This is a genomic window from Nitrobacter sp. TKz-YC01, assembly GCF_047824785.1.
GTDB lineage: Bacteria > Pseudomonadota > Alphaproteobacteria > Rhizobiales > Xanthobacteraceae > Nitrobacter.
Genome location: NZ_CP181167.1, coordinates 1,788,344 through 1,807,207 on the forward strand (window position 1 = coordinate 1,788,344; position 18,864 = coordinate 1,807,207).

The window sequence follows — 18,864 nt, forward strand, 5'->3', positions numbered from 1 at the left end:
AAATGTCTCCAGCCAACATACTTGTCGCCGATGATGACGGGGCTATCCGCACGGTGATCAATCAGGCGCTGTCGCGCGCCGGATATGACGTGCGCCTGACCGGGAATGCCGCAACGCTGTGGCGATGGGTCAGCCAGGGCGAAGGAGATATCGTCATCACCGACGTGGTGATGCCGGACGAGAACGCCTTCGACCTCCTGCCTCGCATCAAGAAGATCAGGCCGAACCTGCCGATCATCGTGATGAGCGCGCAGAACACCTTCATGACGGCGATCCGCGCCTCGGAGCGCGGTGCGTACGAATATCTTCCGAAACCGTTCGATCTCAAGGAACTGATCGCAATCGTCGGCCGTGCGCTTGCCGAGCCGAAGGAGAGCGCGGCCAGCCGCGGCGATGAGAATGAAGGCGATTCCCTGCCGCTGATCGGTCGATCCCCGGCCATGCAGGAAATCTACCGTGTGCTGGCGCGGCTGATGCAGACGGACCTGACCGTGATGATTTCCGGTGAGTCCGGCACCGGCAAGGAACTTGTCGCGCGTGCGCTTCACGACTACGGCAAGCGTCGCAGCGGCCCTTTCGTCGCCGTCAATATGGCGGCGATTCCCCGCGACCTGATCGAATCGGAGTTGTTCGGTCACGAGCGCGGCGCTTTCACCGGCGCTAACGCCCGCGCGTTTGGCCGTTTTGAGCAGGCAGAAGGAGGGACTCTCTTTCTGGACGAAATCGGCGACATGCCGATGGAGGCGCAGACACGTCTGCTTCGCGTGCTTCAGCAGGGTGAATATTCCACCGTCGGGGGAAGGACGGCCATCAAGACGGATGTCCGCATCGTTGCCGCGTCCAACAAGGATCTTCGTGTCCTGATTCAGCAGGGGCTGTTTCGCGAGGATCTTTTTTTCCGCCTCAACGTGGTGCCGCTTCGCCTGCCGCCGCTCCGCGAACGCATCGACGATCTGCCGGATCTGATCAGGCACTTTTTCGTGCTTGCCGAAAAGGATGGACTGCCGCCCAAGAATCTGGATGCGCTTGCGCTTGAGCGCCTGAAGCGGCACCGCTGGCCCGGCAACGTCCGTGAGCTTGAAAACCTCGCGCGCAGGCTGGCCGCGCTCTACCCGCAGGATATCATCACCGCTCCGGTGATCGATTGCGAGCTTGCATCTCCTGAGGTGACCTCAGGAGGCACCGGACAAAACATCAATAGTCTCGGTGGCGCCGTCGAGATGTACATGTCGTCGCTTTTCTCAGACTCCCCGAACGGGCTTCCGCCGCCGGGCCTGTATCATCGTGTTCTCAGGGAGATCGAGGTCCCGCTTCTTACCGCCGTGCTGGCGGCGACCCGTGGCAACCAGATCCGCGCAGCCGACCTTTTAGGCTTGAACCGCAACACGCTCCGCAAAAAGATCCGCGATCTGGATATCCAGGTCTACCGGTCCGGAGGATAGAGCGGTTTCGAGCGAAGAATCCGTTGTCGGTCGCGGCTGTTGTTTGCGCCGCGGAAATGTCCCAATTGTGCAACATTGTTGTACTGTTGCATCAGTTCGCTGGTTGCACTGACGCCAGCTTAAACGCCCAGCTTTCACGCGGATGACCACAGCAGATACGCCGGTTCCCTCGCACGATCCGACACTCGCCGAGTCGCGTGGCTGGACGATGCGCCGGCTATTGGCGCCTGTCGCCATCGGTTTGGCGCTGCTGTCGGCATTCCTGACGTTCGTGGTTCTGGTCGGTCTCACGCCGATCGAGCCGACGCACCGGGTCGTCATTACGTTCTTGCTGGTCGACGCCGGCATCATCCTTCTGCTCGTCGGCATTATCGCTCGCGAGGTCTGGCGTGTCATGCAAGCCCGCCGCCGGGGTCGCGCCGCGGCGAAGCTGCATGTCCAGGTCGTCGGTCTGTTCTCGATCATTGCCGTGCTGCCGGCGGTCGTGGTTTCGGTTGTCGCCAGCATCACGATCGATCGCGGCCTCGACCGTCTGTTTTCAGGACCGATCAAGGAAGTCATTGAGAACTCGCGGATCGTCGCGCACGCCTATGCGAACGAGCATGCCCAACTGATTCGGGGCGATATCCTGGGCATGGCCAACGACATTTCCAACGCGCGGCCGCTGTACGATCAGGACCGCGTGACATTTCTCCAGCTCCTGACTTCAAGCGCCAAGGCGCGCAACCTTCCTGGCGCGATGCTGATCGATAAGGACGGTCATCTGCTCGTATCGGCGCAAACCGGAATCAAGCGAGCCTATGACACACCGAACCCCGATATTCTCAAGAATGTGAACGAGGACGATCCGCAGATCGCGCTCATTCCGGAGGCGAACTATGTCGCCGCCGTCATTCGTCTGCGCGCGTTTCAGGACACGTTCCTTTACGTCGCGAGATTGCTCGATCCCTATGTCGTCTCGCAACTGAAGCAGACCGAATCGAGCATTGCCGAATACGCCACGATCGAGGCCCGGCGTCTCGGCATCCAGGTGGCGCTCGCACTGATGTTCGCAGTGATCGCGCTGACCATCCTGATGGCGTCGGTGTTGCTTGGCCTGAACTTCGCGGACCGGTTCGTCGCTCCCGTCCGACGCCTGATGAACGCGGCCAACATCGTGTCCACCGGCGATCTGAACGTTCAGGTTCCCGTTTTGAAATCCGAAGGCGACCTGGCGCAGCTTGGCGAGACTTTCAACAAGATGACCGCCGAATTGCGCACCCAGCGCGACGAGCTCGTTAATGCGAGCGGCCTGATCGACAGCCGGCGCCGTTTCATCGAGGCGGTGCTGTCATCGGCCAGCGCCGGGATCATCGGCGTCGACGGCGCCAACACCATCCGCATCCTGAACCGCTCGGCGGAGAAGCTGATCGGCCATTCGGAATCGGAAACGCTGGGGCATCCGCTGTCCGAGGTGATTCCCGAACTGAGCGATCTCATGCAGGCGGCGAGGGAAGGGGCGCAACGGCTGGTGCAGGGCCAGATCACGCTCAACCGCGACGGCAATGAGCGCAACATCTCGGTGCGCGTCAGCGCCGAGCAAACCAGCCAGTCGCGAGACAGCTACATCATCACCCTGGATGATATCACGGAGCTTGTGACCGCGCAGCGCACGTCCGCCTGGGGCGACGTGGCGCGACGGATCGCTCACGAAATCAAGAATCCGTTAACGCCGATCCAGCTTTCGGCCGAACGCATCCGCCGTAAATTCGGCAAGGTGATCACTCAGGACAAGCCGATCTTCGAGCAATGCACCGACACAATCGTGCGTCAGGTCGAGGATATCAGGCGGATGGTCGATGAGTTCTCGCGTTTCGCGCGAATGCCGAAGCCCGTGATGGAAGGAGAGGATGTCGCCGATACGGTCCGTCAGACTGTTTTTCTCATGCGCGTCGGACATCCCGAGGTCGATATCGAGGCCGACATCAGGCAAGAACCCATGCGCGCGCAGTTTGACCGGCGGCTGATCTCGCAGGCGCTGACCAATATCATCAAGAACGCGGCCGAAGCCATCGAAGCGGTGCCGCCGGAGGTGCTTGGAAAGGGGCGGATCGACGTCATCGCTGCGCAGGAAGAGGACGACATCATCATTGACGTGATCGACAATGGTGTCGGCTTGCCGAAAGTTGCGCGCGCGCGGCTGCTGGAGCCTTACGTGACGACACGCGAAAAAGGTACCGGCCTTGGTCTTGCGATCGTGGGGCGCGTCCTGGAGGACCATGGCGGAAAGCTTGAGCTCAACGACGCCTCGGCGATCAGACCGGAAGCGCGGGGAGCCTGGATGCGGTTGCGGTTTGCAGCAACGGGGCCGGCGAATGCGGGAACCATTGGGAATGATGGAGCGACTAACGGGGATATCCTGACCGGAGAAGAAACAAGGACTGAGGTTGCTACCGGCGGCTGACGAGGCGGATCCAATTCATGGCACACGATATTCTGATTGTTGACGACGAGGCGGACATTCGCGACCTCGTCGCGGGCATCCTGGAAGACGAGGGGTTCACGACCCGAACCGCGCGCAACAGCGATGAGGCGCTGGCGGAGGTTTCAAGTCGCCGTCCGCACATGGTGTTTCTCGACATCTGGCTGCAAGGCAGCAAGCTCGACGGGCTCCAGCTGCTCGAGATGATCAAGCAGGACAGCCCCGAGATGCCGGTCGTCATGATCTCCGGTCATGGCAACATCGAAACGGCTGTCGCGGCCATCAAGCGCGGCGCTTACGACTTCATTGAAAAGCCGTTCAAGGCCGACCGCCTGATTCTGGTGGCGACGCGCGCGCTTGAAACCTCACGTCTGAAGCGCGAGGTTCGTGAATTGAAGCAGCTTGCGCCCGCGGCAAGCACGCTGGTCGGACGTTCGCCATGCATGAACCAGCTTCGGCAAACCATCGAGCGCGCGGCGAAAGCCAACAGCCGCATCATGATCGTCGGCCCCTCCGGATCCGGCAAGGAGCTGGCGGCGCGAACGCTTCACAATCAGTCGGGCCGTGCCGAGGCTCCGTTTGTTGTCATCAACGCTGCCGCGATCACGCCGGAGCGAATGGAGACCGAACTGTTCGGCGTCGAGCAGAGCGATGGTCAGCAGCCTCGCAAGGCCGGCGCGCTGGAAGAGGCGCATGGCGGGACGCTGTTCATCGACGAAATCGGCGATATGCCGCGCGAAACCCAGAACAAGATTATGCGGGTTCTGGTCGATCAGACCTTTCAGCGCTCAGGCGGCGCGACCAAGATAAAGGTGGATGTGCGCATCATTTCGTCGACAGCGCGCAACCTGGAGGAGGAGATTGCGGCGGGCAGGTTCCGTGAAGACCTCTATCATCGGCTGTCGGTGGTGCCGATCCGTGTTCCGCCACTGTCCGAACGCCGCGAGGATATTCCCGAACTGATCGAGTTCTTCATGGATCATATCTCCGCCACGAGCGGTTTGCCCAAGCGCAAGATCGGTGATGACGCGATGGCGGTGCTGCAATCGCATGTCTGGCCCGGCAACGTTCGGCAACTCCGAAACAATGTCGAGCGCGTGATGATCCTGGCCGGCGGGGGACCGGAGGTCGTCATCACCGCGGATATGTTGCCGCAGGATGTCGGCTCCATGGTTCCGGCGATGCCGTCGGGCGTCAATGGCGAGCACATCATGGGCCTGCCGCTGCGCGAGGCCCGCGAGGTTTTCGAGCGCGATTATCTGATCGCGCAGATCAGCCGCTTCTCCAATAACATCTCCCGGACGGCGGAGTTTGTCGGCATGGAGCGCTCGGCGCTGCATCGCAAGCTCAAGGCGCTCGGCGTCAACTAGAGCGTTTTCAAGCGAAGTGGACACCGGTTCGCGTGAAGAAAACGCGTCAAAACAATAATCTAGAGCCTCGCTTCTGATTCAATCAGAAGCAAACATGCTCTAGAAACCCGAGACGAACTCGCCCATGTCGCGCATCGCTTATGTCAACGGCCGATATCGCGATCTGCGCGATGCCTGCGTCAACGTCGAGGATCGCGGCTATCAGTTTGCCGACGGTGTTTACGAGGTCTGCGAGGTGCGCGGCGCGAGGCTGGTTGATTTTCCCCGGCACATGACCCGATTGCAGCGGTCGCTGCGCGAGCTGCGGATCGCCGAACCGATGCCGATCGTCGCGCTCGGCATCATCATGCGCGAGGTCGTGCGGCGGAATCGCGTGACATACGGCATCGTGTATCTGCAGGTGACTCGCGGCGTGGCCCGGCGCGATCACGCGTTTCCGCCGAACCCGGTCAAGCCGGGCGTCGTCATCACGGCTCGGGCGCTGGATTACGAAAAAAAACAGCAAGCCGCCACCGCCGGCATTGCCGTCATTACGCTGCCGGAGAATCGTTGGCCGCGGGTGGATATCAAGTCGGTGTCGCTGCTGCCGAATGTTCTGGCAAAGCAGCAGGCGCGGGAAAAGGGAGCCCATGAGGCGTGGTACGTCGATAACGACGGACTCGTCACCGAAGGCGCGTCGAGCAACGCCTGGATCGTGACGAAGGACGGCCGGGCCGTCACCCGGTCGGTGGACCAGGGCATTCTGGCGGGCATCACGCGGGCTGTTCTCATGGAAGTCCTGAGGGCTCTTCAGATCAGGCTTGAAGAGCGCCCGTTCACTCCGGCGGAAGCCCGCGAGGCGGCGGAAGCGTTTGTAACCTCGGCTTCTCAGATCGTCATGCCCGTCGTCGCGATCGACGGCCAGGTGGTGGGGGATGGTCAGCCGGGCGGTATTGCAAGGCGTCTTCGGGAGGAATTCCACCGCTTTTCAGCATTTTCCTGATGGTTTTTGTGCATCCGGGTAAACCTGCGGACCCGAACCGGCTTGCGTAACATCATACTCTGCCTTCTAATCCGAGGGGCCGGGTCCATGAGGAGGATCTCAAGGGGGAGCCGGCGGGCCATGAAAAGCTCGGGAGGGCTGCTTCCGGCTCCAAAAAAGCAAAGTTAAACTGCGGGATAACAAAAATGGCGATAGACCGCGCACAAAACCTACAGGACACTTTCCTCAACCACGTCCGCAAGACGAAAACGCCTCTGACGATCTTTCTGGTAAATGGAGTCAAGCTCCAGGGAATCGTGACCTGGTTCGACAATTTCTGCCTGCTGCTCAGGCGCGACGGACATTCGCAACTGGTGTACAAGCACGCGATTTCGACCATCATGCCGGGTGCTCCGATCCAGTTATTTGAAGGCGGCGAGGACGCTCCGCTTTGATCACATACTTGAAAGTTTCCTGATTGGACCCCCGCCAGTTCGAGGGGAGCACCGACTCATCAGGGTCGATGCGGGGCGAGCCCACCGGACGAGCGATCGTCATCGGCCCATATTTGCGGACGCGGGGCGGCGATGCCGAGGCGCCGCGGCGATCCTTGCGCAACACCGACGCCCGGCTGGATGAAGCCGCCGGTCTCGCCCGGGCGATCGAGCTCCATGTGATTCAGGCGATCGTCGCTCCCGTCAGCCAGATCAGGCCCGCGACATATCTCGGCAAGGGCAAGGTTGAAGAGTTGAAGGGCTTAATCGCCGCCGATGGAGTCGGTCTCGTGGTGATGGACTGCGCGCTGTCGCCCATTCAACAGCGCAACCTGGAAAAGGCCTGGAGCACAAAGGTGCTGGATCGCACGGGCTTGATCCTCGAAATCTTCGGGCGCCGCGCCAAGACCAAAGAGGGCGCGCTTCAGGTCGAACTTGCTCATCTCAATTATCAGCGTAGCCGTCTGGTGCGCTCCTGGACTCACCTCGAGCGGCAGCGTGGCGGCTTCGGCTTCATGGGCGGGCCCGGCGAAACCCAGATCGAGGCCGACCGCCGCCTGATCGGCGATCGCATCACGCGGCTGGAAAACGATCTCAAGAAGGTGCAGGCGACGCGGCGGCTGCATCGCGCCGGTCGGCAGCGCGTGCCCTATCGCGTGGTTGCGCTCGTTGGCTATACAAATGCCGGCAAATCGACGCTGTTCAATCGATTGACGCGCGCGGACGTTCAGGCCGCCGACATGTTGTTCGCGACGCTCGATCCCACGCTGCGCTCGCTTGCGCTGCCTCACGGCGGAAAGGCCATGTTGTCGGACACCGTCGGATTCATATCCAATTTGCCGACCCAGCTCGTCGCTGCTTTCCGCGCGACGCTGGAGGAGGTGATGGAGGCGGACGTTGTTCTTCATGTTCGTGACATTTCGCATGAGGATACGGAGGCGCAGCAGCACGACGTCGAGGCCGTGTTGCATCAACTCGGCGTCGATCCCGAAGGATCGGCGCGCATCATCGAGGTCTGGAACAAGATCGATCGCTTCGATGCGGATCAGCGCAAAGACCTGGAAAACGTGGCTGCGCGCCGTTCGACCGATGTGCCGCGTTTTCTCGTTTCCGCCGAAACCGGTGAGGGGGTTGAGACGCTGCTTGCGGCGATCGACGATCGGCTGGCGGCAACCCGAACCACGCTGGACCTGTCCGTCGATGCTTCGGATGGCGCGGCAATCAGCTGGCTGCATCGGAACTCCGAAGTGCTCTCCAAGGAACTGCGCGACGGCCGTTACGACATGACCGTCAGGGTCGATGAGACAAAACGTGACATCCTCGTCAACCGGTATGGCGCGGCGCCACGTCCGCTATAACTCCCGCTTCCAAACCAGGGTCGCGCAAGGATGGTCTTGACCGGCGGAACGTCGGACTATTCCATGTCCATCAAATCGCATGAAAGCCGCAGGAGATTTCCGTGAGCTATCAGGATACATCGCTGCTGATCGACGGAAGGTGGCGCCCCGGCGCTTCCGGCAAGACGATCGCCGTTCTCAATCCCGCGACTGAAGAACAGATCGGAACGGTCGCTCATGCCGATCGTGCCGATCTCGACGAGGCGCTCGCCGCTGCTGACAAGGGATTCAAGGTTTGGCGGGCGGTCGCGCCTTTCGAGCGCGCCAGGATCATGCGTAAGGCGGCTGCCTTGATGCGGGAGCGGGTCGACCGCATCGCGACGCTGATGACCATGGAGCAGGGCAAGGTTCTCGCTGAAGCCAGAATTGAAACGCTGGCTGCGGCCGACGTCATCGAATGGTTCGCGGAAGAGTCCCGGCGGGCGTATGGCCGCGTCATTCCGGCGCGCGGGCCGGGCATTTACCAGATTGCGATCAAGGAGCCGGTCGGTCCCGCGGCGGCTTTCACGCCGTGGAATTTTCCCATCAATCAGGTCTGCCGCAAATTGTCGGCCGCGCTTGCCGCCGGCTGTTCGATCATCGTCAAGGCGCCCGAGGAAACGCCGGCGTCTCCAGCCGAACTGCTCCGTGCGTTCATCGATGCGGGCGTGCCCGACGGCGTCATCAATCTCGTCTTCGGCGTGCCTGCCGAAATCTCCGAATATTTGATCCCGCATCCGGTCATCAGGAAAATATCCTTCACAGGTTCGACGGCGGTGGGCAAGCAGCTCGCCGCGCTTGCCGGGCTGCACATGAAGCGGGCGACCATGGAACTCGGGGGGCATGCGCCGGCCATCGTGTTCGACGATGCCGACATTGCAAGCGCGGTCAAGATTATCTCGGGAGCTAAATTCCGAAACGCCGGCCAGGTCTGCATCGCACCGACGCGCCTTCTCGTTCAGCACAAGGTGTACAAGGATTTTGTAGACAAGTTCACGGAAGCCGCCAAGGCGGTTCGAGTCGGCAACGGGCTCGACCCCGATTCAACGATGGGATCGCTCGCCAATTCACGCCGCGTTTCCGCCGTGGAAGGCTTTGTTCAGGATGCGGTCGGGAAGGGCGGGAAGCTTGCGGCGGGCGGGCATCGCGTCGGCAACAAGGGTTATTTTTTCGAGCCGACAGTTCTGGCCGACGTGCCGAAGGAAGCCCGCGCCATGAACGAGGAGCCGTTCGGTCCGCTGGCGTTGATTTCTCCGTTCTCGAGTTTCGACGAGGCCGTGGAAGAATCGAACCGGCTGCCATACGGCCTCGCGTCCTATGCGTTCACCAGTTCGACCAGGACGGCAACCGCCATCGGCGCCGCGATAGAGAGTGGCATGGTTGCAATCAACAATGTCGCTCTCGCTTTGCCGGAAAACCCATTCGGAGGCGTCAAGGATTCCGGCTACGGCTCGGAGGGTGGAATCGAGGCGATGGAGTCCTACCTCATCACCAAGTTCATCAGCCAGACCGGCATATAAAGCAGCGGCTTTCGCCCTGATGCTCAAGCCATTTCCTGCTGCTTTGCCTCGTTCCACAGCACATCCATCTCGGCAAGGGATGCGTCCTCAAGCGAGCGACCCTTCGCGGCAAGCGCCTGTTCGATGTAGGCGAACCGCCGCTCGAATTTCGCGTTCGTCGCACGGAGAGCCATTTCGGGATCGGCGTCGACATGGCGGGCGAGGTTGACCAATGCAAACATCAGATCGCCGGTCTCGGACGCGATGTCGGACCTGTCACCGCGATCCAGCGCCGCCTCGATCTCGTCGGCTTCCTCGCGGATCTTGTCGAGCACGGCACGCGGGTCGTTCCAGTCGAAGCCCACCGTCGAGGCTTTTCGCTGCAAGGCCATCGCGCGCGTCAACGCCGGCTGACCGGCCTTGATGTCCGCGAGCAGACCCGAGGCCGGCGTTTCCTTCATTGGCTTGCGCGCGGCGCGTTCCGCCTTCTCTTCCGCCTTGATGCGCTCCCATGTTCCTTTCACGTCTGATGGCGCGATATATCCTGCATCGTCGGGAAAGACATGCGGATGCCGCCGGATCATCTTGCGCGTGATCGCCTCGACCACATCTCCGAACGAAAACGCATTCCGCTCTTCGGCGATGCGCGCGTGAAAGACGACTTGCAACAGCAGGTCGCCAAGCTCGTCGCAGAGATCGATCAGATCGTTGCGCGCGATCGCATCCGCCACCTCGTAGGCTTCTTCGATGGTATAGGGCGCAATGGTCTCAAACGTTTGTTCAAGATCCCAGGGGCAGCCGGTGCCGGGCGTTCTCAACTGCGCCATGATGTCGATCAGGCGTGAAATATCGCGGGATGGGATGGTCATCGGTTCACCGGTATCGAGATGGATTTGCTTCTCTATGCCGGAAGCCGCGCCGCCGTCCCAGCAAAAAGCAGGGGACCCGGCCACGCGATCCCCACTGATTGGCGCCACCACCGCGGGATGCTATTGGCTTCGCCATGCTTGATGAAGCCGCCTCACGTACCGCGCTGGTGCTGTTTTCCGGAGGCCAGGACTCCGCGACGTGCCTTGCCTGGGCGCTGCAACGCTTCGCGCGCGTCGAAACGCTGGGGTTCGACTACGGCCAGCGCCACGGCATTGAACTCGACTGCCGCGACAGGCTGCTCGCGGGCATGGCGTCCCTACGCCCGGATTGGGCGGAGAAGATCGGCGAAACCCACACGCTCGCCATTCCGACACTGGCGGAGATTTCCGACACGGCGTTGACCCGGAACGTCGCGATCGAAGTAAGCGAGGGCGGATTGCCCAACACGTTCGTGCCGGGGCGCAATCTGGTGTTCCTGACTTTCGCGGCGGCACTGGCCTACAGGCGCGGCGTGACGGATATCGTCGGCGGCATGTGCGAGACCGATTATTCCGGATATCCTGATTGCCGCGATGAAACCATCAGTGCCCTGCGCATCGCGCTCAATCTTGGAATGGCCAGACAGTTCGAACTGCATACGCCGCTGATGCGGCTCGACAAGGGGGAAACCTGGTCGCTTGCGCATGAACTCGGCGGGACCGGGTTGGTCGATCTCATCCGTGAACATTCTCACACCTGCTATCTCGGCGAGCGCGGTGCGCGGCACACCTGGGGCTATGGCTGCGGCGAGTGCCCGGCGTGCGGGTTGCGGGCAAAAGGCTGGCGCGAATACGCGGCGCGGACCGCTTGACTCCCGTCATGCCGCCGGACCGGACGGGCGGCATCAATCTGTCGATTCCAACCGGCCATCCGCCTGGAAGCCGTCTGAGGTGTTATAGTGTTGCAGTCGACTTGATGTCCGCGAGCGTGCTAGAGCATTATCGCTTCTGATTGAATCAGAAGCGAAATTCTATGATATTTATTTGACGGGTTTTCTTCACGCGAGCCGGATTCCACTTCGCTCGAAAACGCTATAAACAACGAGTGCCGACTTGAGACGGGTACGCTTTTGATCCTCACCGCAAACGACGTTCGAACTCTTTGTCTGCGCGCATTACGTAGCAGGGTTGCGGTTGTGTTTCTGATCGTGACCTATCTGTTGTCGGGCGCGTCGCATCATTGTCTCGACATGAATGTGCCTGCGCCTGAAAGCCGGATCGTTCTCTCGATGTCCTCGGTTCACATCGACATCGACTCGCCGGGAATACTCGCGGATCATCACTGCCACGGGTGCTTCCAGGTTTCGCTGCCCGATCCGCCGTTGGTCTCTGTTGCGATCGAGCATCAAGCGGTCGCCGTGCCTCGGGCGATGACGCAAGCCTCCGATCTTGTCCCCGGCATCGATACGCCACCGCCGAAACTCCTGGGCTGAACGTATTCACGGGCGCATCGACGTCCTGATTCCGTTATTCGCCAGGATCCTCCATGCTATTAAAGTCCGCCGCGCATCTTGCGTGGGTGACGGTGCTGCTGATCAGCCCCTGGCTGATGTCGCCGTCATATTCGCAGACGCTGACCTTGAGGGCCGCGCTTCAACGCGCGCTCGCTGCCAATCCGCGTCTGACCGCCGCCGGGCGCGATGTCGGCATCGCAACCGGCAGGGGTATCCAGGCCGGGATGCTGATAAATCCCGAAGCATCCTATCAGCAGGATAACTCGCTCGGTTCCGGAAATTATCGCGGAACGCGGTCGGCGGAAACCACGCTCCAGATCAGCCAGTTGTTCGAGCTTTTCGGCAAGCGCGACGCGCGAATTGCCGTCGGCCGGGCCGGCGTGGAGACAGCGGCGATCCAACGCAAGGCCGTTCGCCTGGAAGTCCTGTCCGAGACGGCCGTCGCCTTTCTGAGCGTTCTCGGCGCCCAACGCAGGATCCAGATTCTGGATGAGCAGATCGCCGCGATCGATGCGTTGACGCCGTTACTACAGCGGCGGGTGGAGGCCGGCGCGTCGTCATCCGCCGAGATCGGCCGGGCGGACGTCGCATCCGCATTGATGAAAGCTGACCGCGAGCGGGTTCGGGCGAGGCTCGCCAGCGCGAAGCGCGAACTGACCGCGCTGATGGGGGATACCTCCGCCAGATTTCAGTCCGTTGCGGGACGGTTGGACGACCTGGGCCGGCCTCCGTCTTTTCAGGCCGTGGTTGCCGCGATCGACGCGAATCCGCAGTTGATGCGCTGGACCGCTATCTATGCTCAGCGCAACGCCGAACTTCTGGTGGCGCGGCTAAAACCCTATCCTGACGTTCGCATCAGCGCGGGCTGGCGTCATTTCAACACGACCAATGATGACGCCGTCATACTCTCGCTTTCGGTTCCCATCCCGGTTTACGACCGGAATCAGGGCAACATCCTTTCCGCGCAGGAAAACCTTGCAAAAACCAGGGCCGAACGTGAATCCAATCGCAACACGCTGATTGTGCTGGCAGGACGCGCCTATGACTCGCTGCAAGGTTCGTTACGCGAACTGAAGGTGCTGCGTGAGGTTGCGATTCCGAAGTCGCGCAGCGCCGCCGACGCGATCTTCGAAGGATACGGGCAGGGACGCTTCTCATTGCTCGAAGTGCTGGATTCCCTGGCGAATGTCGCACAGGCGCGCCTGCGTGAGCAGGAGGCGCAGCAGAACTTTCACGTCGGCGTCGCAACGATCGAGGGTCTCGTCGGAAACCCCTTTGCATTGACGCGAGGAGTCTCCCGATGAAGGCATTCACGATCATCGCACTGGCCGTCGCGGTGCTTGCAGTCGCAGGGGTCGGCTATCGCATGCTGGGCCTGACAGACCCCGGTGTTCACGCATGGCGTGAGGATCACGATCACGCGGCTGATGAACACAGGCGAGGACATGTCGAGGAGGACGAGCATGGCGCCAAGCGCATCCTGATCAGCGATGTCAAACTCGCGGCCGCCGGAGCGGTGCTTGCCGAGGCCGGAGAGGTTACGCTCAGCGACACGCTATCGTTCAACGGTGTGTTGCGGGCCAATCAGGAGACTGTGGTTCAGGTCACGCCGCGGTTTCCGGGCATCGTCCGCTCGATCAGGAAAAGGATCGGGGACACCGTCGCAAGTAACGACCTGCTTGCATCGATCGAAAGCAATCAAAGCCTCACCGTCTACGATCTCAAAGCGCCGATCCGCGGCACCGTGATCGATCGCCAGATATCGCTCGGCGAGTATGCCTCGGAACAGAAGCCCGCATTCGTGGTCGCGGACCTGTCGACGATCTGGGTCGACCTTTCGATCTATCGCCAGGATCTGAAGCGGGTTCGAACCGGAGATGAAGTGCTGATCGATCCGGATGACGGCGGTGCGGACATCAAAGGGCACATCTCCTATGTCGCGCCGATCGGATCGATCGACACGCAGACCGCGATCGCCCGGCTCGTCCTGACCAACACCGACGGACGCCTGCGCCCGGGACTGTTCGTTACGGCCAGGCTAGTCCTGACGAAACGCAGTGTGCCGGTTGCCGTTCGCGCCGGAGCGATCCAGACGCTGGACAACAAGACGGTCGTTTTCGTTCGGGAGGACAAAGACAAGATCGAGGCTCGTCCGGTCGAGGTCGGAGAATCCGATGCAAGGTTCGTGGAGATTCGAGCCGGCATGGCGGCGGGAGAACCCTATGTCGCCGAAAACAGCTTCGTGGTGAAGGCCGAGATGGGCAAGGGCGAGGGCGAGCATGAGCATTGATGCTGTCCTTGCCTTCTCCATTCGCCAGCGCTGGCTGATAACGCTGTTCGTGCTGGGGGTCGGCGTCCTCGGAGCGTGGAATTTCACCAGGCTTCCCATCGATGCCGTACCTGATATCACCAACGTGCAGGTCCAGATCAATATCCGCGCGCCGGGCTACTCGCCGCTGGAAACCGAACAACGGATTACATTTCCTGTCGAGACCGCGATGGGCGGTCTGCCGAAACTCGACTACACGCGCTCGAGTTCGCGCTACGGCCTGAGTCAGGTCACTGTCGTCTTTCTCGACGGCACAGACATCTACTTCGCGCGCCAGCTCGTCAACGAGCGCATTCAGCGCGTACGAGATCAATTGCCGCCCGGCGTCGAAGTCGCGATGGGGCCGGTGTCGACCGGCCTCGGCGAAATCTTCATGTATACCGTGGAAGCGAGGCCGGGCGCCCGGACGGCTGGTGGAGGAGAGTTTACACCGAGCGACCTGCGCACCATTCAGGACTGGATCATCAAGCCGCAACTTCGCAACGTTCCCGGCGTGATCGAAGTCAACACGATCGGTGGCTACGAGCGCCAGTTTCATGTGTTGCCGGATCCCGGACGCCTGATGGCCTACAATTTCGGGTTTCGCGACGTGATGACCGCGCTTGCGGCCAACAACGCCAACGTCGGCGCGGGCTACATCGAGCGGAACGGCGAACAATATCTCGTCCGCGCGCCGGGGCAGGTCGCCAACATCGCTGAAATCCAGGACATCGTCATTGGTTCGCGCGAGGGCATTCCCGTCCGCATCCGTGATGTGGCGAATGTGAAGGAGGGCAGGGATCTCAGGACCGGCGCCGCCACGATGGACGGGAAGGAAACCGTGCTCGGTACGGCGATGCTCCTTATAGGAGAGAACAGTCGCGCTGTCGCAAGACTGGTGGCTGCAAAGCTCGACGAGATCGTCAGGTCCTTGCCGGAAGGCGTGATCGCGCGCACCGTCTATGATCGGACCGTCCTGGTCGATGCAACCATCAGAACCGTTCAGAAAAACCTGATCGAGGGCGCGCTTCTCGTCATCGCGGTTCTGTTCATTATCCTCGGCAACATCCGCGCGGCGATCGTGACGGCGTGCGTGATTCCGCTTTCCATGCTCTTCACCATCACCGGGATGGTCGAAACGAAAGTCAGCGCCAATCTCATGAGTCTCGGCGCCATTGATTTCGGCATCATCGTCGATGGCGCCGTCATCATCGTCGAAAACTGCCTGCGGCTCCTCGCGGAACAGCAGCGCAGGAAAGGCCGGATTCTGTCACTCGATGAGCGGCTGCAGACCATACTGGATGGATCCCGCGAGGTCATCAAGCCAAGCCTTTTCGGCACGATGATCATCGCGGTTGTCTACCTGCCGGTGCTGACCCTCACGGGCATTGAAGGAAAAATGTTCACGCCGATGGCGCTGACGGTGCTGATGGCGTTGCTGGGCGCCGCCCTTTTCTCCGTGACGTTCGTGCCGGCGGCGGTCGCGATCGTCGTCACTGGCAAGGTCTCCGAAAAGGAGAACATTTTCATGCGCGGCGCAAAGCAGGTTTATTTGCCCATGCTTGATGGCGCGATCCGGTACCGGCACATGGTTGCGGCTGGCGCCGTCGTCATCGTCCTCGCCAGCGCAGTTGCGGCGACGCGCATGGGTGGCGAATTCATTCCGTCACTCGATGAGGGAGACATCGCGATCGCGGCGATCCGGATACCCGGGACCAGCCTGACGCAATCGCTCGACCTTCAGATGTCGCTGGAAAGAAGAATAAAGCAGCTACCCGAGGTAAGGGATTTCTTCGCGCGAACCGGCACGGCGGAGGTCGCCACCGATGCCATGCCGCCGTCGATCTCGGACGGCTACATCATGCTGAAGCCACGCCGGGAGTGGCCTGATCCGTCAAGGTTGAAGTCCGATCTGGTGGAGGAGATTGAAGCGGCCGCGAATGAAATTCCGGGCAGCAGCTACGAAATCTCGCAACCGATCCAGTTGCGCGTCAACGAACTGATTTCAGGCGTGCGGAGCGACCTCGGCATCAAGATCTTCGGCGACGACATGGATATTCTGCTGGGAGCCGCGGAGCAGGTGAGGGACGTCATCAGGGGTATTGCCGGCGCGAGCGACGTGAAAGCCGAGCAGGTGTCGGGACTACCCATTCTGACGGTTAAGCTCGACCGTCAGGCGCTGTCGCGCTACGGCCTCAGCATCGCTGACGTCCAGAGCGTCGTGGAGATCGCCATCGGTGGCAAGAGTGCCGGGAAGTTGTTCGAGGGGGACCGGCGTTTCGATATCGTCGTTCGGCTCCCCGAAAGCCTGAGGGGCCGCCTGGAATCGATCCGCGCCATTTCCATTCCGCTGCCTTCAGCCGGGATCGCAGCGGCGGAGGCGACGAAGGTGGCATGGGCGCCGCCGCCGGTGCAGATGCGTTATGTGCCGTTGTCATCGGTGGCGGCGGTCGAAGTCGCGCCAGGCCCCAATCAGATCAGTCGCGAGAACGGAAAGCGTCGCATCGTCGTCACCGCCAACGTTCGTGAACGCGACCTTGGGTCATTCGTGGCTGACGCGAAGCTGGCGGTCGCGGAAAAGGTCAAGCTGCCGCCGGGATACTGGATCGGATGGGGAGGGCAGTTCGAGCAGCTCGTTTCGGCCACCCAGCGATTGACCATCGTAGTGCCGGTCGCGCTGGCGCTCGTGCTGCTGCTGTTGTTCATGAGCTTCGGATCGGTCGCCGATGCGCTGCTGGTATTCAGCGGCGTGCCGCTCGCTTTGACAGGGGGCGTGCTGGCGCTGCTGCTGCGCGGCCTGCCGCTCTCGATCAGCGCCGGAGTGGGTTTCATCGCGCTGTCCGGGGTCGCGGTGCTGAACGGCATGGTCATCGTCGCATTCATCGAGCGGCTGCGGCGCGAGGGAAAACCCGTGCTGGACGCCGTGCATCAGGGTGCATCGACCCGGCTGCGGCCGGTTCTGATGACGGCGCTGGTCGCCTCGCTGGGGTTCGTTCCGATGGCGATCGCGACCGGAGCGGGCGCGGAAGTCCAGCGCCCATTGGCGACGGTCGTGATCGGCGGCATCATCTCGTCCACCATCCTCACGCTGCTGGTGCTGCCGGCGTTGTATATCCTGTTCCGAAAAGACTTCCACCCGGCGCCGGATTCCGGCGCACAACCCATCACTGGCCGCGAGTTCGTCAGGGACGGGCGGCAGAACAGATGACTGGTGCCGGTATCCGCGCCGGGTGGAGGCGGGACGGATCGAAGCGGCTTATCGCGCGCCTTCGACCGCATCTACTGCGTCGAGAACTCTTGCAGAAAAGACGACAGCGGCCCCGGTGTTCATAGCAACAGCAACTCCGAGCGCCTCGGCAATTTCCTCGCGCGTTGCGCCCTCTTTTACCGCCTTCGCCGAGTGAACGGCGATGCAGCCGTCGCAGCGCGTCGTTACCGCGACAGCAAGCGAGATGAGCTCGCGGGTTTTTTCATCCAGATGTCCCGTCTTGGCGCCTGCGCCGCCAGCCATTCGATAGGCATCAACGGTGTCAGGTGAAAGTTTGCGCAGTTCGCCGACGCGTGCCGACAACTTATTCCGAAAATTCGCCCAATCAAGCATACATAATCTCCAGTTTGATGTGTACTTAGACAGACAAGTCTGTCCATGCTAGTGCATAAGTGACCACTGTCAACAGCGTTTCTGCGCGTCCAGCGGTAACAAGATTATGAGCGTTTCGCATGACAGAAAGAAGGGTGTGGGCAGAACGCAGCAGTGGCTTGCAATATACGTGCTACCGTTGAATCTGACGGGTACAAATCATGGGCGCGATTATCCGGCGACGATTAACGGGTTCGCTGTAGTTTGAGCGGAGGACTTGACTTTAGCGCCTCTTTACGGAGCGAAAATAGGCGGATGGGAGTAAGAGATACTAAGAAAGCAGAGCTCTTGCCCGGCGCGGTTCGTGGCAGATCGCGAACTGACAGGTCAAAGCGTCGAACCCTTGGTGTTCGAGAGCGCGTTCTCGCGACGGCTGATGATCTTTTCTTTAAGGAAGGAATTCACGAAACGGGGATCAATAAGCTCATTGATCAGGCTGGGGTTGCAAAAGCCTCATTCTATTCGGTCTTTCCGAGCAAGGACGATCTCGTGGAGGCTTGTCTCGAGTCGCGTCATAAGGCCTCTCTCGAACGGCTAAGGAAAATAGAAATCCGGGCTGCCCCGTTAGAATCAAAAATCAGCGACGTATTTGATTTGCTGTTGGACGTTGCGTCGAAATCGACCTTCCGAGGTTGCCTGTTTGTCGTTGCCGCAATTGAGCAGAATGGTCGGAACTCCTCCGCGCCTCGCTGGGTTCGGATTCACAAATTGGCGGTGCGCGATACGTTCGTACGGATGCTTACCGCTGCTGGAATCAAGGCAGCGAGGGAAATCGCTGAGCAACTTTCCATCATATATGATGGCAGTCTGGTCACTGCGGCAGTTAGGCCTCGGTCGGGTGCCATTCAACGTGCGCGCCTGATGGCGGTCTCGCTGATCCGTAACGCGTCTCGGACTCATTAACGGGCAAACCAGATACCCGGCACGTTTGTCCTACCGGGTGGGCGACCG

Annotated in this window: 15 protein-coding genes; 13 read left to right on the forward strand and 2 right to left on the reverse strand. The window is 61.0% G+C overall.

From position 1 onward, the window contains the following. Positions 1-2 precede the first annotated feature (2 nt). The 7 genes from ntrC to ACMYR2_RS08445 all read left to right on the forward strand — a co-directional run bounded on the left by ntrC (position 3) and on the right by ACMYR2_RS08445 (position 9,624). Positions 3-1,442: a nitrogen regulation protein NR(I) gene (ntrC, locus tag ACMYR2_RS08415; protein WP_347262901.1), complete on the forward strand. Its 1,440-nt coding sequence runs from the start codon at positions 3-5 to the stop codon at positions 1,440-1,442. Positions 1,443-1,584: 142 nt separating this feature from the next. Further along, the gene (locus ACMYR2_RS08420; RefSeq protein ID WP_347262902.1) at positions 1,585-3,885 is read left to right on the forward strand and encodes a PAS domain-containing sensor histidine kinase; all 2,301 of its coding nucleotides are present in this window, start codon (positions 1,585-1,587) and stop codon (positions 3,883-3,885) included. A gap of 17 nt (positions 3,886-3,902) precedes the next feature. Continuing rightward, positions 3,903-5,273, forward strand: coding sequence for a sigma-54 dependent transcriptional regulator (locus ACMYR2_RS08425; protein WP_347262903.1), 1,371 nt, complete (start codon positions 3,903-3,905; stop codon positions 5,271-5,273). Between the two features lie 124 nt (positions 5,274-5,397). Continuing rightward, the gene (locus ACMYR2_RS08430; protein ID WP_347262904.1) at positions 5,398-6,255 is read left to right on the forward strand and encodes a D-amino-acid transaminase; all 858 of its coding nucleotides are present in this window, start codon (positions 5,398-5,400) and stop codon (positions 6,253-6,255) included. A gap of 185 nt (positions 6,256-6,440) precedes the next feature. Continuing rightward, positions 6,441-6,689: an RNA chaperone Hfq gene (gene hfq / locus ACMYR2_RS08435; RefSeq protein WP_009797508.1), complete on the forward strand. Its 249-nt coding sequence runs from the start codon at positions 6,441-6,443 to the stop codon at positions 6,687-6,689. Positions 6,690-6,712: 23 nt separating this feature from the next. Then, positions 6,713-8,086 carry a GTPase HflX gene (hflX, locus tag ACMYR2_RS08440; protein WP_416193973.1) on the forward strand — a complete coding sequence of 458 codons (1,374 nt, stop codon included), beginning with the start codon at positions 6,713-6,715 and terminating at the stop codon, positions 8,084-8,086. Positions 8,087-8,187: 101 nt separating this feature from the next. After that, positions 8,188-9,624: an NAD-dependent succinate-semialdehyde dehydrogenase gene (locus tag ACMYR2_RS08445; protein WP_347262906.1), complete on the forward strand. Its 1,437-nt coding sequence runs from the start codon at positions 8,188-8,190 to the stop codon at positions 9,622-9,624. Between the two features lie 23 nt (positions 9,625-9,647). Here the strand turns inward: ACMYR2_RS08445 and mazG are convergent, their stop codons facing one another. Continuing rightward, positions 9,648-10,472 (reverse strand): nucleoside triphosphate pyrophosphohydrolase, encoded by an 825-nt coding sequence (gene mazG / locus ACMYR2_RS08450; RefSeq protein WP_347262907.1) that lies wholly within the window; start codon positions 10,470-10,472, stop codon positions 9,648-9,650. Positions 10,473-10,606: 134 nt separating this feature from the next. On the opposite strand from mazG, the gene queC reads away from it, so the two are divergent. The 5 genes from queC to ACMYR2_RS08475 all read left to right on the forward strand — a co-directional run bounded on the left by queC (position 10,607) and on the right by ACMYR2_RS08475 (position 17,481). After that, positions 10,607-11,323 (forward strand): 7-cyano-7-deazaguanine synthase QueC, encoded by a 717-nt coding sequence (gene queC, locus ACMYR2_RS08455; RefSeq protein WP_347262908.1) that lies wholly within the window; start codon positions 10,607-10,609, stop codon positions 11,321-11,323. Between the two features lie 324 nt (positions 11,324-11,647). Beyond that, on the forward strand, positions 11,648-11,944 hold the full coding sequence (locus ACMYR2_RS08460) for a hypothetical protein (protein WP_416193974.1): 297 nt from the start codon (positions 11,648-11,650) through the stop codon (positions 11,942-11,944). Between the two features lie 53 nt (positions 11,945-11,997). Continuing rightward, the gene (gene ihpA / locus ACMYR2_RS08465) at positions 11,998-13,269 is read left to right on the forward strand and encodes a divalent metal ion exporter subunit IhpA (protein ID WP_347262910.1); all 1,272 of its coding nucleotides are present in this window, start codon (positions 11,998-12,000) and stop codon (positions 13,267-13,269) included. Then, on the forward strand, positions 13,266-14,255 hold the full coding sequence (gene ihpB / locus ACMYR2_RS08470) for a divalent metal ion exporter adaptor subunit IhpB (protein WP_347262911.1): 990 nt from the start codon (positions 13,266-13,268) through the stop codon (positions 14,253-14,255). The genes ihpA and ihpB overlap by 4 nt, the downstream gene beginning before the upstream one ends. After that, positions 14,245-17,481, forward strand: coding sequence for an efflux RND transporter permease subunit (locus ACMYR2_RS08475; protein ID WP_416193975.1), 3,237 nt, complete (start codon positions 14,245-14,247; stop codon positions 17,479-17,481). Before ihpB ends, ACMYR2_RS08475 begins: the two co-directional genes overlap by 11 nt. Positions 17,482-17,529: 48 nt before the next feature. Here ACMYR2_RS08475 and ACMYR2_RS08480 read toward each other — a convergent pair whose 3' ends face one another. Then, positions 17,530-17,874 carry a carboxymuconolactone decarboxylase family protein gene (locus tag ACMYR2_RS08480; protein WP_347262913.1) on the reverse strand — a complete coding sequence of 115 codons (345 nt, stop codon included), beginning with the start codon at positions 17,872-17,874 and terminating at the stop codon, positions 17,530-17,532. Between the two features lie 294 nt (positions 17,875-18,168). On the opposite strand from ACMYR2_RS08480, the gene ACMYR2_RS08485 reads away from it, so the two are divergent. Beyond that, complete coding sequence (locus tag ACMYR2_RS08485; RefSeq protein ID WP_347262914.1) at positions 18,169-18,816, forward strand: TetR/AcrR family transcriptional regulator; 648 nt, start codon at positions 18,169-18,171, stop codon at positions 18,814-18,816. The last annotated feature ends 48 nt before the right edge of the window (positions 18,817-18,864 follow it).